The organism is Mesorhizobium sp. USDA 4132 (assembly GCF_056279545.1).
The window spans coordinates 3021613-3034812 of sequence record NZ_JBWCCP010000001.1; the positions used below are offsets into that span (position 1 = coordinate 3021613).

Sequence of the window (13200 nt, forward strand, 5' to 3'; positions counted from 1 at the left end):
CGGCTCGATTGCCGGAAAAATCGGAAGGCGGCAAAAAGTCCTGGAAGGATCAGAGCTTCAGCTTGGCGATCTCCGCATCAAGCCGGTCTTTTGCCTTTTTCGGCATCTTGGCAGCCTTCACCGCGTCGAGATTGGCCGGGGCGTCGCCGACGACGATCACCGCGACCATGCCCATGCCGAAATGCGGCGTGCATTTGAAGACATAGACGCCCGGCTTGTCTGCGGTGAAGGAAACTTCCTGGCTGATCTTGCCTTTGATTTCGGCAACCCCTTCCGGCACTAGGCCGGGCATCGAAACCACGTCATGCCCCTTGTCGACCGGCACGAACTTGATCGTATCGCCCGGCTGCGCCTTCACGGCCGCCGGCTCGAACACCATGGCCTCGCCGTCACTGCCCTTGTTGAGCATCTTCACCTCGATTTCGGCGCTGAAGGCCGGCAGGGCGAAACAGGGCGAGGCTGGTGGCAAGGGTAAAGGTTTTGGTGGTCTTGCGCATGCGGGGAACTCCTGCTTGGAACCACCGCCCCGTCAGGCCGGGACGTTTCGGATGTGATACATAAATATGTTTCCGGCCGCAGACTTTGACCAGCATCAATTTTGCCGCGCCGCCGCCGTCTTCCGTTCCGTACGGTGAACGGAGGTTTAAATTCCGAGCATCAATCGCAATGCATCTGATCTTCCCAATGCCGCCGGCAGAGCGAAACATATTTTTCGCTGCCGCCAACATCGACCTGGGCACCTTCGCGCACCAGCTTGCCGTCCTCGTCGAGCCTCACCACCATGGTCGCCTTGCGCCCGCAATGGCAGATGGTGCGCACCTCGCGCAGCTCGTCGGCGATCGCCAGCAGCTCCAGCGAGCCGGGAAACAGCTTGCCCTGGAAATCGGTCCTCAAGCCATAGGTCATTACCGGGATGCCGACCCGGTCGGAAATCCGGGCGAGCTGCCAGACCTGCTCGGGCGAGAGGAACTGCGCCTCGTCGACGAACACGCAGGCGATCGGCTCCTCCCGGTGCATCGCCTCGATGCCCATAAAGAGATCGTCGGACGGCTCGAAGGGAATGGCGTCGGAGGAGAGCCCGATCCGCGAGGCCACTCGGCCCCGGCCGGCGCGGTCGTCCAGCGACGCCGTGAAGATCGCCGTGCGCATGCCGCGCTCTCGGTAGTTATAGGAAGCCTGCAGCAGCATGGTCGACTTGCCGGCGTTCATCGTCGCGTAGTGGAAATAAAGCTTGGCCATATCTGCCTTCTGATCGCGATCGGGATTCGAAAAAAGCGGGTTTTGCCGAAAACCACAGGAAACTGTAGACTGCGCAACGCTGGGCGAGAAAGTCACAAATGTCGCAAATGCACCCCATTGTCCGCCGCGAATGCGCGCGCTTGCCTCGTCGCAGCATATATTGATAATGGCGGGAACCAAAAAAACGGGAGCAGCCCATGCGCATGACTACCACACTGAAGACCACGCTCGTCGCTGCCGCATCGATCCTCGCGATCGTCGGCACGGCATCTGCCGCCGAACCGGAAGCCTGCAAGACCGTCCGAATCTCGGATGTGGGCTGGACCGACCTTGCCTCGACCAACGCATCCTTCATCCAGGTCCTCGAGGCCCTCGGCTACAAGGCCGACGTCAAGACCCTCGGCGTCCCGGTCACCTATTCTTCGATGAAGAACAAGGATATCGACCTCTTCCTCGGCAACTGGATGCCAGCGCAGAAGGACGCGCTGCAGCCTTATCTCGACGACAAGTCGATCGAGAGCATCGCCGTCAATCTTGAAGGCGCCAAGTACACGCTCGGCACCAATGCCGCCGGCGCTAAGCTCGGCATCAAGGACTTCAAGGATATCGCCACCCACAAGAAAGAACTCGACGGCAAGATCTACGGCATCGAGCCGGGCAACGAAGGCAATGGCATGATCGTTTCGCTGATCGATGCCAACACATTCGGCCTCAAGGGTTTCCAGGTCGTCGAATCCTCCGAGCAGGGCATGCTGACCCAGGTCACCCGCGCCGACAAGGACAGCAAGCCGGTCGTCTTCCTCGCCTGGGCGCCGCATCCGATGAACGTCGCCCATGAGATCACCTATCTCGCCGGCGGCGACGCCACCGTCTTCGGTCCGAACTACGGCGGCGCGACGGTCTATACCGTGGCGCGCGGCGGTTTTGTCGCCCAATGCCCGAATCTCGGCAAGCTCCTCAAGAACGTGAAGTTCTCGCTCGACATGGAAAACACCATCATGGGCAAGATCCTCAACGACAGCGAGGATGCCAACGCCGCGGCCAAGACTTGGCTGAAAGCCAATCCGAAGGTCATCGAGCCGTGGGTTGCCGGCGTCACCACCTATGACGGCAAGGACGGCCTTGCCGCCGTCAAGAAGGCGCTCGGCCTCTAACAGTCCCGAAAATGTTTCCGGGGCGGCGCACCGCCTGCCCCGGAGCCCGCCCTTTCTCTCCTTATGGACGGCAGTTTTCTCGTGGATTGGATCGCAGACCATCGAATACCTATAGGTTCCTGGGCGAAGGCGGTCGTTGACTGGTTGACGGCGAATGCCGACTGGTTTTTCGACTGGCTTTCTTCCGTTCTCCTGGCCGTGATCGACGGGCTTTTGTGGTGTCTTGCGACACCGCATCCGCTGTTCGTCATGGCCGCCATGACCGGGCTTTCCTGGTGGCTGCGCCGTTCCCTCGTGCTCGCAGCCTTCACCTTCTTCGGTCTGCTCCTGATCTTCAACCAGGGTTACTGGAAAGAGACGACCGAAACGCTGGCTCTGGTGCTCGCATCGACCGCCGTCAGCATGGTGGTCGGCGTGCCGCTTGGCATTGCCGCTGCCCGACGCCAATGGTTCTACGAAGCCATGCGGCCGGTCCTCGACCTGATGCAGACGCTGCCGAGCTTCGTTTACCTGATCCCGGCGCTGATCCTCTTCGGCCTCGGCATGGTTCCGGGCCTGATCGCCACCGTCATCTTCGCGATCCCGGCGCCTATCCGCCTCACCCGCCTCGGCATCGTCTCGACCCCAAGCTCGCTTCGGGAAGCGGCGGTCGCCTTCGGCGCCACTCCGTCGCAGATCCTGCGCAAGGTGGAACTGCCCTACGCGATGCCGCAGATCATGGCCGGCCTCACCCAGACGATCATGCTTTCGCTCTCCATGGTCGTCATCGCCGCCCTGGTCGGCGCCAACGGCCTCGGCGTGCCGGTGCTGCGGGCACTGAATACCGTCAACGTCGCCCGCGGCTTCGATTCAGGCCTGTGCATCGTCATCCTGGCGATCATCCTCGACCGCATGTTCCGCACATCGACGGGAGATGGCCAATGACAGCCCAGAAAACCGATTGCGTCGTTTTCGACAATGTCGACATCGTCTTCGGCGACAAGCCGGAACGGGCGCTGGCGATGGTCGACCAGGGCAAGACCCGCGACGAGATCAGTGCCGCGACCGGCATCGTCCTGGGCGTCGCCAATGCGTCGCTGACTATCCATGAGGGCGAAATCCTCGTCCTGATGGGCCTGTCCGGCTCGGGCAAATCAACGCTGCTGCGCGCCGTCAACGGGCTGGCCCCAGTCGTGCGCGGCAATGTCAGCGTCGCCACGTCCTCGGGTCCGGTCGATCCCTACAAGTCGAGCCCCAAAGTGCTGCGCGATCTGCGCATGCACACGGTCTCGATGGTCTTCCAGCAGTTCGGCCTTCTCCCCTGGCGCACGGTCGCTGAAAATGTCGGCTTTGGGCTGGAACTTGCTGGCGTTCCGGATGCCGAGCGTGCCAAGCAGGTCAACGAACAGCTCGAACTGGTCAACCTGACGAAATGGGCGGGCCGCAAGGTGGGCGAACTCTCCGGCGGCATGCAGCAGCGCGTCGGCCTTGCCCGCGCCTTTGCCACCGGTGCGCCGATCCTGCTCATGGACGAGCCCTTCTCGGCGCTCGATCCGCTGATCCGCACCCGCCTGCAGGACGAGCTTCTCGAATTCCAGCGCCGGCTGAAGAAGACTATCCTCTTCGTCAGCCACGATCTCGACGAAGCCTTCCGGATCGGCAATCGCATCGCCATCATGGAGGGCGGGCACATCATCCAATGCGGTACGCCGCAGGAGATCGTCCGGGCGCCGGCCGACCAGTATGTCGCCGATTTCGTGCAGCACCTCAACCCGATCAGCATGCTGACCGCAGGCGACGTGATGCGGGCCGGCGTAAGCACCACGGCAGGCACCACGACTGTCGCTGGCACCGCGCTGTCGACAACGCCGCTCGTCGATATCCTCGATGCTCTGTCGCGTCAGCCGGGCGCCATCGGGGTGGTCGACAACGGCACGATCATCGGCACCATTTCGTCCGATGACGTGATTGCCGGCCTGACCCGCCATCGCCGACGCGACGGCTGATAAGCTGAGCCGCAAAATCACCTTTCGTTTAGTGCCGCCGGATGGTATGCCGACGGCTGAGCCGGGTCGCTTTCCCGGCAACTGAACAAGGAGAGGGACGCGTTGGCGGACGAACAGCAGACCGGGAAGACCGACAGGCCGCAGGTGCTGCGTGACACCGACGACGAGGCCCGCCGGCTTGCCCGCACGCTGGTCCGTGGAGCGCGTCACATGGCGCTGGCGGTCCTCGATCCGGAAACCGGTTTCCCCTCAGCCAGCCGAGCCCTCACTGGCACCGACGTCGACGGCGTGCCGGTCATTCTCGTCTCCGGCCTCTCCGGCCATACGAAAGGCCTCATCGCCGACCCACGCTGCTCGCTTCTGGCCGGCGAGCCCGGCAAGGGCGATCCGCTCGCCCATCCGCGGATCACCGTTCAATGTCTCGCCGAGGACGTCGCCCGCGACACGCCCGAACATGCACGCATACGCCAGCGTTTTCTGGATCGTCATCCCAAGGCTGCATTGTATGCAGATTTCGGTGATTTCCGCTTTTTCCGAATCACTCCACAGGCAGCATCCCTGAATGGAGGATTCGGCCGTGCATACATGCTGCCTGGATCTGACCTCGTGATTCCCGAGCCGGGAATCACGGCGGAGTGGCTGGACCTCCAGGAAAATGTAAAAAATATGACCGAGCAGGCTCAGAAATTTGCTGCCCATATCGGCACGGAAAACGGGAAACTCTGGCGCTTCGGAGGCGTCGATCGAGCGGGAATCGACCTTATTGCGGGGGATTTTCAACTCAGGCACGAATTCGAAGTTCTTGCAAAGACTCCCGAAGCCGTTCTTGATTATGTTTTTGAGATCACTAAAATACGATAACTGGTTACCTGAAATTTAGGGATATACAATCCCTTTTGCTCCTTGCTAATTTTCACCCATAGGACGATGGGCCGGATTTTGAAGCCGGGGGCCGCTTTGGAATACGAGGGGAATTTAAAACGTATGGATACGATGGCACTATCTGAGCATTCCAACGCGGCCGCAGGCCTGCTGTCGGCCATGGCCAACCCGAAGCGGTTGATGATCCTGTGCTGCCTAGTGAAGGGCGAAGTCGCCGTGGGTGCGCTCGCGTCGCAGGTTGGCCTCAGCCAATCTGCGCTGTCTCAGCACCTCTCCAAGCTGCGGGCTCAGAAGCTGGTGAAGACCCGCCGCGATGCGCAGACCATTTATTACTCCAGCTCGTCCGAGTCGGTTCTCAAGGTCCTTGAAACGCTGGAAGAAATCTACTGTGCTCCGGTGCAGAAGAAATCCGCAGCCGCGTAGGAATGACAGCGCTGACATAACATCACGCTGACCCGCCTCAGCGGCCGGCATAACGCCGGCGGCTGGGGCATTTCCGTGCCCGCCTGCCGACCGGATATGACGCTCCGTATCCGCGCGACCACGCCTAATGCGAGGCCATGCGACGCAGCGTTGCGGTCACCTTCTGCCAATCGTAGGGTTTGGAAAAGAACACGCTGCGATCGGGCAGGTCTTCCTCGCTCAAGCGGACCTGTCCCGAAACGATGATGATCTCGATCGGCGGCCAGCGGTCGCGCACGGCAGCCGCCAGCTTCATGCCGTTCATGCTGCCCGGCATGTCGATATCGGTAAAAACGATTCGGATATCCGTGCGCGTTTCCAGGATCGTCACCGCCTCATCGGCGTCGGCTGCCTCGACCGCCTCGAATCCTGCATCCTCCACGAGGTCGATTGCCATCATGCGCAGGATGGGCTCGTCCTCGACAACGAGGACAGCCTGTTTTTTTGGCGGTGCGGATCGTCCCATCCGGTCAGTCTGCCTGTGCTAGCTGAAGGAGCACAGCTGTCATCTCAGCGCTGAACCCCGGTTGATCATAACTAACGAGAACACCGCCGGTTCCGATCAATCCCATGCGAATAAGTTTTGAGCCGAAACCCGTGCGCTCCGGCTGGCGTGGGGGCGGCCCGCCGGTTTCCCGCCAGGAGAGATAGAAGGTCGCGCCGTCTCCCGCGCCTTCAATGCGCCAGTCGATCGCAACCCTCCCCGTATCGTTCGAGAGCGCTCCGTATTTCACCGCGTTGGTCGTCAACTCGTGCAGCAGCAGGGAAAGCGAAAGCGAGCCCTTCGGCCCGAACCGAACGTTCGGACCCTGCGCGTCGATCCGGTCCCGCATGCCGATCCCGTTCATCGTTCGGTCGACGACGGCATAGACCGAGGCGCTCGTCCAGTTCTGCTCGAACAGGATGTCATGGGCAGTGCTCAGCGCATGCAGCCGCTTCTCGAAAGCCTCCACATGGTCGCGCTCGGTCACCGGCCGTAGCGTCTGGGTGGCGATCGCCTGCACCATCGACAGAGTGTTCTTCAGCCGATGGCTCATTTCCCTGCTGAGCATCTGCTGCTCCAGCTCGGCCTGAACCCGCGACATCGCGATCTGGATGCGGTTGCCGAAGCTGCGGACGAAGGAAATCTCTTCCTCCATCCAGGGGTAAGGCTGGTCGTGATGGATGAAGGCGACCAGCCTGAAGCGCCCGAGTTCGAAGATCGGCACGTTGACGAGCACGCGGATGCCAAGCGCCAGAAGCTTTTCGGCGTGGTCGCGGGTGCGCGGATCGGTGGCGACGTCGGCGACGACCACGGTTTCCCCTCGCTTCAGGTCGTCGACGAACGATCCGTAGTCTCGGAAGTGGTGCAGTCCCGCAAGGCTTTTCACGCCCGGCGCGCACCATTCGGGCGGCACCGACACCGTCTCGTCGGCCGCGTTGACGATGCCGAAACCGGCGCGCGTCGCGTCAAGTGCCCTGGCCATCAGGTCACCGGCGGCGATCGCCATCGATTCCATGTCGCTGAGGTCGCGCAGCCGGTCGCCAAGATCGAGCAGGGCCTGCACGCGGGCAGCCTCCCGCTTGGCGGCGGTCACATCCCGGACGGTGCCGATCATCTTGACCGGCCGGCCTCTCTCATCATGGCGAAAGCTGGCATTGCGGGCGATCCAGCGCACGCCATAGCCCGGCACGCGAATGCGATATTCAACGTCGAGCGGGGCACTCCCCTTCCGTCTGGTCGCATCGTTGGACTGCAGGTCCTTGTCCTGCGCCAGGACCATCTCCTCGACCACTCGAGTGGGATAGGTATCGGCGATAGGCAGGTGGAAAATGCGGCAGAACTCCCGCGACACCCGCATCATCGAGGTCCCGATATCAATTTCGAATGTGCCGACCCTTCCAGCCTCCTGCGCCGCCAGGCTCGCATTGACGCTGGAGCGAATATTGGCGCTGATCGACTTCTGGCGCCGGAACAGGTCGTCCTTGCGCTGCGAGATGCGCCGCATTTCGAGGAGCGCGATGACCTGCCTGGCAAGAGCCTGCAGCGCCGCCTTCTGCCCCTCCTCCAGCCCCTGCGGCCGCGGCTCGATATCGATGACGCAGAGCGTGCCGATCACCACCTCGTCGGGCGTGATCAGCGGCGCGCCGGCGTAGAAGCGGATGTGCGGTTCATCGGTAACCAGCATATTGGCGCGGGTGCGCCGATCAAGCTGCAGGTCTGGGATGACGAGCACGTCGGAACTGCCGAGCGCATGGGCGCAGACCGACTGCTCGATCGGCGTCTCGCATGCCTCGAAACCGACGCGCGCCTTGAACCACTGCCGGTCCTTCTCGACCAGGCTGACGAGCGCCACGGGCGTGCCGCAGAGCGTGGAAGCGACAAGCACGATATCGTCGAACTCCGGCTCCGGCTCGGTGTCCATGATATTATAGGCATCAAGTGCTTCCAGCCGCTCAAGATGGATTTGTTCGTTCGGATCGGAATCGGCCAATGAGGGTCTCGGAATTGAAGTTTCAGGCGATATTGGCAGCTTTCGCCAAAAGACCAGAGAGACGCAATCAAATTTCACGACCGGTGGAAACCGCGTTGAAATCTTGAGCCTTTATCGAAATCCGTATCGATTGCCCCACCCAGCAACGCCAGTCCGAATCGATTTCGCTCCAACGCAGGAATTCGCAGCGGCCCTTTGTTCGAAGGCGGTTGACGCCTCCGATCCCCCTGATAATTTGACCATGCAGTCAAAACTTGGTGCAATGACGCCGACCGGGAAATGGCCACCCGAAGAAACCGAATGGCCATGGAGAATGTCATGTCCAACCGCCTGAATACCACGCCCAACGACCTGCGGGCGTTCTGGATGCCATTTACGGCAAACCGCCAGTTCAAGCAGGAACCCCGCCTTTTCGTCGCTGCCAAGGATATGCACTATACGACCCATGACGGCCGCCAGGTGCTCGATGCCACCGCCGGCCTCTGGTGCGTCAATGCCGGCCACTGCCGGCCGAAGATCACCGAAGCGATCCGCGAACAGGCCGGCGAGCTGGATTATGCGCCCGCCTTCCAGCTGGGCCATCCGAAGGCGTTCGAACTCGCCAACCGCCTGGTCGACATCGCGCCAGAAGGCATGAACCACGTTCTCTATACCAATTCCGGCTCGGAATCGGTCGAGACGGCGCTGAAGGTGGCGCTCGCCTACCACCGCGTGAAGGGCAACGGCTCGCGCTTCCGCCTGATCGGCCGCGAGCGCGGTTATCACGGCGTCAATTTCGGCGGCATCTCGGTCGGCGGCATCGTCTCCAACCGAAAGATGTTCGGCACGCTTCTGACCGGCGTCGACCACATGCCGCATACCCACCTGCCCGGCAAGAACGCCTTCACCAAGGGTGAGCCGGAACATGGCGGCGACCTTGCGACCGAACTGGAACGTATCGTCACGCTGCATGACGCCTCGACCGTCGCCGCCGTCATCGTCGAGCCGGTCGCCGGCTCCACCGGCGTGCTGATCCCGCCGAAGGGCTACCTCCAGAAGCTGCGCGAAATCTGCACCAAGCACGGCATCCTGCTGATCTTCGACGAAGTCATCACCGGTTTCGGCCGCCTGGGCGCCCCGTTCGCGGCCCAGTATTTCGACGTCAAGCCGGACATCATCACCACCGCCAAGGGCCTCACCAACGGCGTGATCCCGATGGGTGCCGTGTTCGTCACCTCCGAGATCCACGATGCGTTCATGACCGGCCCGGAGCACATGATCGAGTTCATGCACGGCTATACCTATTCCGGCAACCCGATCGCCTCCGCCGCCGGACTTGCAACGCTCGAAACCTATAAGGAAGAAGGCCTGTTCGACCGCGCCCGCGACATCGCTCCCTATTGGGAAGCGGGCCTGCATTCGCTCAAAGACCTGCCGAACGTCATCGACATCCGCAACCTCGGCCTGATCGGCGCGATCGAACTCGATCCGATCGCCGGCGAACCCACCAAACGCGCCTTCACCGCTTTCCTCAAGGCCTACGAAAACGGCCTGCTGATCCGCACCACCGGCGACACGATCGCCATGTCCCCGCCACTGATTGTCGAAAAGCACCATATCGACGAGATTTTCGGGAAGTTGCGCGAGATCCTGACGAGCAATATCTGAGGCGAGGTCGAAGCGGACGGAATCTGCCCCTCACCCTAACCCTCTCCCCGCGCGCGGGGCGAGGGGACGTGCCCGTTCCAGGCCGCTGCGATTGGGGCAGACCGGTGCGGCATATCCCTTCTCCCCGTCAGAACGGGGAGAAGGTGGCGGCAGCCGGATGAGGGGCAAGCCTCGATTCGACACCCCTACGAAACAACAGAGGCGGCCCTGCGGCCGCCTCAGACTGCTGACAAACCCCTGGCGTGGTCCGGGGGTTTGTGATTCAGTGGGACATGTTGAAGAAACCTGCCCCCACCCAGACGGCTCTTGAGATGGTGACGCTCGACAGCCTGGTGCCGAAGGATCACCTGCTTCGCAAGATTGATGCGGTGATCGACTTCTCGTTCATCCATGATCGCGTTGCCGGGCTTTATTGCGCCGACAACGGCCGGCCGCCGCTCGATCCGACCTTGATGTTCAAGGCGCTGTTCATCGGTTACCTGTTCGGCATCCGCTCGGAGCGCCAATTGGTGCGCGAGATCGAGGTCAACGTCGCCGATCGCTGGTTTCTGCGGATGAAGCTGACGGATGGGGTGTTTGACGCCTCGACGCTGTCGCAGAACCGCCGCCGGCGCTTCAACGACACCTCGGTTTCCCAGGACATCTTTGATCATATCGTTGAGCAGGCGATCGGTCATGGCCTGGTCGACGGTACGGTGCTCTATACGGATTCGACGCATCTGAAGGCGAACGCCAACAAGGGCAGATACGACCTTGCGATGATCGAGAAGTCGCGCGCCGATTATTGGGCCGACCTCGACCGGGCAATCGAGGTCGAGCGGGCGCTGCATGGCCAGAAGCCGTTGAAGGAGAAAGAGCGTCAGCCGGAGGTGAAGGAAACCAAGGTGTCGCGCACCGACCCCGAGAGCGGCTATATGGTGCGCGACGGCAAACCGAAAGGCTTCTTCTACCTCGACCACCGCACGGTGGACGGCCGCCATGCGATCATCACCGACACCCATGTGACACCTGCCAATGTGCATGACAGCATCGTCTATCTCGAGCGGCTGGACCGTCAGCGTGAGCGGTTCGGCTTCGAGGTCGGCGCGGTTGGCCTGGATGCCGGCTATGCGACCTCCGGCATCGCCAAGGGGCTTGAAGACCGCACCATCCTCGGTGTCACCGGCTACCGCAATCCGACACCGCCCAAAGCCGGCATGATGCGCAAATCGAAGTTCGTCCACGAGCCTCAGACAGACGGCTATCGCTGCCCCGAAGGACAGTTGCTCGCCTATGCCACCACCGACCGCAACGGCTATAAACATTACGCATCCGATCCGGCCATCTGCCGCACCTGCCCGTTGCTGGCCTCCTGCACCCATAACGCCACCGCGACACGCACCATCACCCGCCATGTCTGGGCCGATGCCCGCGAGCGCACCGATGCCAACCGCCTGACCGCTTGGGGCAAGGCGATCTACAAACGCCGCAAGGAAACGGTCGAGCGCTCCTTTGCCGATGCCAAGCAGCTGCATGGCCACCGCTATGCCCGCTTCCGAAGTCTCACCCGTGTCGCCTGCCAATGCCTGCTGGCTGCAGCCGCCCAGAACATCAAGAAGATCGCAATGGCGCTCATCAAAACACCAAAACCAGCCGCGGCATGAGCCAGCCCATCCTTCTGCGCCTCCCGCCAAGACCTCCCGGCGGAAAACAAATCCACAAAAACAAAACCCGCCGAAAATATCGACGGGTTTGTCAGCGGTCTGAGGCGGCCCTGCGGCCGCCTCTCCATTTTCACATGAGACCTGGCCTGCTCAGCCCTTGAAAAACGCCAGAAGATCCGCATTGATCACGTCCGCATGCGTGGTCGCCATGCCGTGCGGAAAACCTTCATAGACCTTCAGCGTGCCCTTCTTGAGAAGCTTGACCGCAAGCAGGGCCGAGTCGGCGATCGGGACGATCTGGTCGTCGTCGCCATGCATGACGAGAACCGGCACGTCGATCGCCTTCAGGTCTTCGGTGAAGTCGGTTTCCGAAAAAGCCTTGATGCAATCGTAATGGGCCTTGGTGCCGCCCATCATGCCCTGCCGCCACCAATTGGCGATGACGCCTTCCGAAACGGTCGCGCCCTCACGGTTGAAGCCGTAGAACGGGCCGGCTGGTACGTCGCGGAAGAACTGCGCCCGGTTGGCAGCAAGCGCTGCACGAAAACCGTCGAAGACTTCGAGAGGCAGGCCACCCGGGTTATTTTCCGTCTTCAGCATGATCGGCGGCACGGCGCCCATCAGCACGGCCTTGGCCACCCGGCCGCCACCGCCATATTGGGCAACATAGCGGGCTACTTCGCCGCCGCCGGTCGAATGGCCGACATGGATGGCGTTTTTCAGGTCGAGATGGGCCGCAAGCTCGGCGACATCGGCAGCATAAGTGTCCATTTCATTGCCGGTCTCGGTCTGGCTCGAACGGCCGTGGCCGCGGCGGTCATGGGCGACGACGCGAAAACCCTGGTGCAGGAAAAACAGCATCTGGGCGTCCCAATCGTCGGCCGAGAGCGGCCAACCGTGATGGAAGACGACCGGCTGGGCGTCCTTCGAACCCCAGTCCTTATAAAATATCTGCGTGCCGTCCTTGGTGGTGATGAAATTGCTGGTCATGGTTCTCGTGTCCTTTCGAAACTGATTTTTCAATGACTGCGACATGAATGGCGGGCGCGGCAGCAAAAATGGCCGACCAGACATTCATAGTACCGTTGCGTGTCGTTCCTTTGAACCGCACCCTTCGGATTACCGCGATCTTTATACCTCGATATTTGTTATCGCGATAAACACATGGGTAGCGGCATTCTGCGATCATGTCTACAAAAATATTTATCGCGATATCGAAATCATGCTATATGTCGCGAAAACCTGGAACAGCACCGGAGCAAGCATGCCCGCCTCCCCCCTTCCGCCGCTCGACGAGCAGCTCTGCTTCTCGCTCTATACGGCCCACATCGCCATCAATCGCGTCTATAAGCCAATGCTCGACGATATGGGCATCACCTATCCGCAATACCTCGTCATGAGCGTGCTCGGCGAACAGGACGGCTCGACGATCGGCACGATCGCGGAAAGGCTGGGCCTGGAATCGAGCACGATCACCCCACCCGTCAAGCGGCTCGAACAGGCCGGACTGCTGGAGCGCCGCCGCAGCAAGACCGACGAGCGCCAGGTGCATGTCTGGTTGACCGACGCCGGCCGCGCCCTGATCGCGAAGAGCACATGCCTCGGCGAAACGTTGATCGAACGGTCCGGCATGACTCCGAAGGAATTCCAGGCCTTCAACCGTCAGGTCCGCACCTTCCTCGGCGCTCTGGAGCGCAACGCCTAGCTTCACCGG

General features: G+C 61.5%; 13 protein-coding genes. 8 read left to right on the plus strand and 5 right to left on the minus strand.

Annotated features, from left to right (window positions below; translation table 11 throughout):
- Window positions 1–49: 49 nt before the first annotated feature.
- The gene (locus ACZ9IU_RS15400; RefSeq protein WP_498957797.1) at window positions 50–409 is read right to left on the minus strand and encodes a pseudoazurin; all 360 of its coding nucleotides are present in this window, start codon (window positions 407–409) and stop codon (window positions 50–52) included.
- A gap of 248 nt (window positions 410–657) precedes the next feature.
- Window positions 658–1239 carry a thymidine kinase gene (locus tag ACZ9IU_RS15405; RefSeq protein ID WP_038544328.1) on the minus strand — a complete coding sequence of 194 codons (582 nt, stop codon included), beginning with the start codon at window positions 1237–1239 and terminating at the stop codon, window positions 658–660.
- A gap of 197 nt (window positions 1240–1436) precedes the next feature.
- On the opposite strand from ACZ9IU_RS15405, the gene choX reads away from it, so the two are divergent.
- The 5 genes from choX (at window position 1437) to ACZ9IU_RS15430 (ending at window position 5683) form a co-directional block, all read left to right on the plus strand.
- Window positions 1437–2393 carry a choline ABC transporter substrate-binding protein gene (gene choX, locus ACZ9IU_RS15410; RefSeq protein WP_038544330.1) on the plus strand — a complete coding sequence of 319 codons (957 nt, stop codon included), beginning with the start codon at window positions 1437–1439 and terminating at the stop codon, window positions 2391–2393.
- 81 nt (window positions 2394–2474) lie between these two features.
- A complete protein-coding gene (gene choW / locus ACZ9IU_RS15415) occupies window positions 2475–3317 on the plus strand; it encodes a choline ABC transporter permease subunit (RefSeq protein ID WP_038549479.1) in 843 nt (280 codons plus the stop codon).
- Window positions 3314–4378: a choline ABC transporter ATP-binding protein gene (gene choV / locus ACZ9IU_RS15420; protein ID WP_038544332.1), complete on the plus strand. Its 1065-nt coding sequence runs from the start codon at window positions 3314–3316 to the stop codon at window positions 4376–4378. The genes choW and choV overlap by 4 nt, the downstream gene beginning before the upstream one ends.
- 102 nt (window positions 4379–4480) lie before the next feature.
- Window positions 4481–5239 (plus strand): HugZ family pyridoxamine 5'-phosphate oxidase, encoded by a 759-nt coding sequence (locus ACZ9IU_RS15425; RefSeq protein ID WP_038544334.1) that lies wholly within the window; start codon window positions 4481–4483, stop codon window positions 5237–5239.
- A gap of 123 nt (window positions 5240–5362) precedes the next feature.
- A complete protein-coding gene (locus tag ACZ9IU_RS15430) occupies window positions 5363–5683 on the plus strand; it encodes an ArsR/SmtB family transcription factor (protein WP_038544336.1) in 321 nt (106 codons plus the stop codon).
- A 124-nt stretch (window positions 5684–5807) separates the two neighbouring features.
- On the opposite strand, the gene ACZ9IU_RS15435 is transcribed toward ACZ9IU_RS15430, so the two are convergent.
- Together ACZ9IU_RS15435 and ACZ9IU_RS15440 are read right to left on the minus strand one after the other, a co-directional pair.
- A complete protein-coding gene (locus ACZ9IU_RS15435) occupies window positions 5808–6188 on the minus strand; it encodes a response regulator (protein ID WP_038588450.1) in 381 nt (126 codons plus the stop codon).
- Between the two features lie 4 nt (window positions 6189–6192).
- Entirely contained in the window at window positions 6193–8196 is a 2004-nt protein-coding gene (locus tag ACZ9IU_RS15440) for a GAF domain-containing protein (RefSeq protein WP_051899779.1), read from the minus strand.
- A 318-nt stretch (window positions 8197–8514) separates the two neighbouring features.
- On the opposite strand from ACZ9IU_RS15440, the gene aptA reads away from it, so the two are divergent.
- Window positions 8515–9843 (plus strand): omega-aminotransferase AptA, encoded by a 1329-nt coding sequence (gene aptA, locus ACZ9IU_RS15445; RefSeq protein WP_038549485.1) that lies wholly within the window; start codon window positions 8515–8517, stop codon window positions 9841–9843.
- A gap of 272 nt (window positions 9844–10115) precedes the next feature.
- Window positions 10116–11486, plus strand: a complete 1371-nt coding sequence (locus ACZ9IU_RS15450) for an IS1182 family transposase (RefSeq protein WP_498957419.1) — start codon at window positions 10116–10118, stop codon at window positions 11484–11486.
- 150 nt (window positions 11487–11636) lie between these two features.
- Here ACZ9IU_RS15450 and ACZ9IU_RS15455 read toward each other — a convergent pair whose 3' ends face one another.
- On the minus strand, window positions 11637–12476 hold the full coding sequence (locus ACZ9IU_RS15455) for an alpha/beta fold hydrolase (protein WP_038544340.1): 840 nt from the start codon (window positions 12474–12476) through the stop codon (window positions 11637–11639).
- Window positions 12477–12750: 274 nt separating this feature from the next.
- Between ACZ9IU_RS15455 and ACZ9IU_RS15460 the strand changes: the two genes are divergently transcribed.
- The gene (locus ACZ9IU_RS15460) at window positions 12751–13191 is read left to right on the plus strand and encodes a MarR family winged helix-turn-helix transcriptional regulator (RefSeq protein WP_038549487.1); all 441 of its coding nucleotides are present in this window, start codon (window positions 12751–12753) and stop codon (window positions 13189–13191) included.
- Window positions 13192–13200 lie beyond the last annotated feature (9 nt).

What these genes read in the sequence shown, in the direction of transcription:
- ACZ9IU_RS15430 (WP_038544336.1), top strand. Translation starts at nt 5,363, where the DNA reads ATGGATACGATGGCACTATCTGAGCATTCCAACGCGGCCGCAGGCCTG.
- choV (WP_038544332.1), top strand. Translation starts at nt 3,314, where the DNA reads ATGACAGCCCAGAAAACCGATTGCGTCGTTTTCGACAATGTCGACATC.
- ACZ9IU_RS15400 (WP_498957797.1), bottom strand. Translation starts at nt 409, where the DNA reads ATGCTCAACAAGGGCAGTGACGGCGAGGCCATGGTGTTCGAGCCGGCG.
- ACZ9IU_RS15460 (WP_038549487.1), top strand. Translation starts at nt 12,751, where the DNA reads ATGCCCGCCTCCCCCCTTCCGCCGCTCGACGAGCAGCTCTGCTTCTCG.
- ACZ9IU_RS15405 (WP_038544328.1), bottom strand. Translation starts at nt 1,239, where the DNA reads ATGGCCAAGCTTTATTTCCACTACGCGACGATGAACGCCGGCAAGTCG.
- ACZ9IU_RS15455 (WP_038544340.1), bottom strand. Translation starts at nt 12,476, where the DNA reads ATGACCAGCAATTTCATCACCACCAAGGACGGCACGCAGATATTTTAT.
- aptA (WP_038549485.1), top strand. Translation starts at nt 8,515, where the DNA reads ATGTCCAACCGCCTGAATACCACGCCCAACGACCTGCGGGCGTTCTGG.
- choX (WP_038544330.1), top strand. Translation starts at nt 1,437, where the DNA reads ATGCGCATGACTACCACACTGAAGACCACGCTCGTCGCTGCCGCATCG.
- ACZ9IU_RS15450 (WP_498957419.1), top strand. Translation starts at nt 10,116, where the DNA reads ATGTTGAAGAAACCTGCCCCCACCCAGACGGCTCTTGAGATGGTGACG.
- ACZ9IU_RS15435 (WP_038588450.1), bottom strand. Translation starts at nt 6,188, where the DNA reads ATGGGACGATCCGCACCGCCAAAAAAACAGGCTGTCCTCGTTGTCGAG.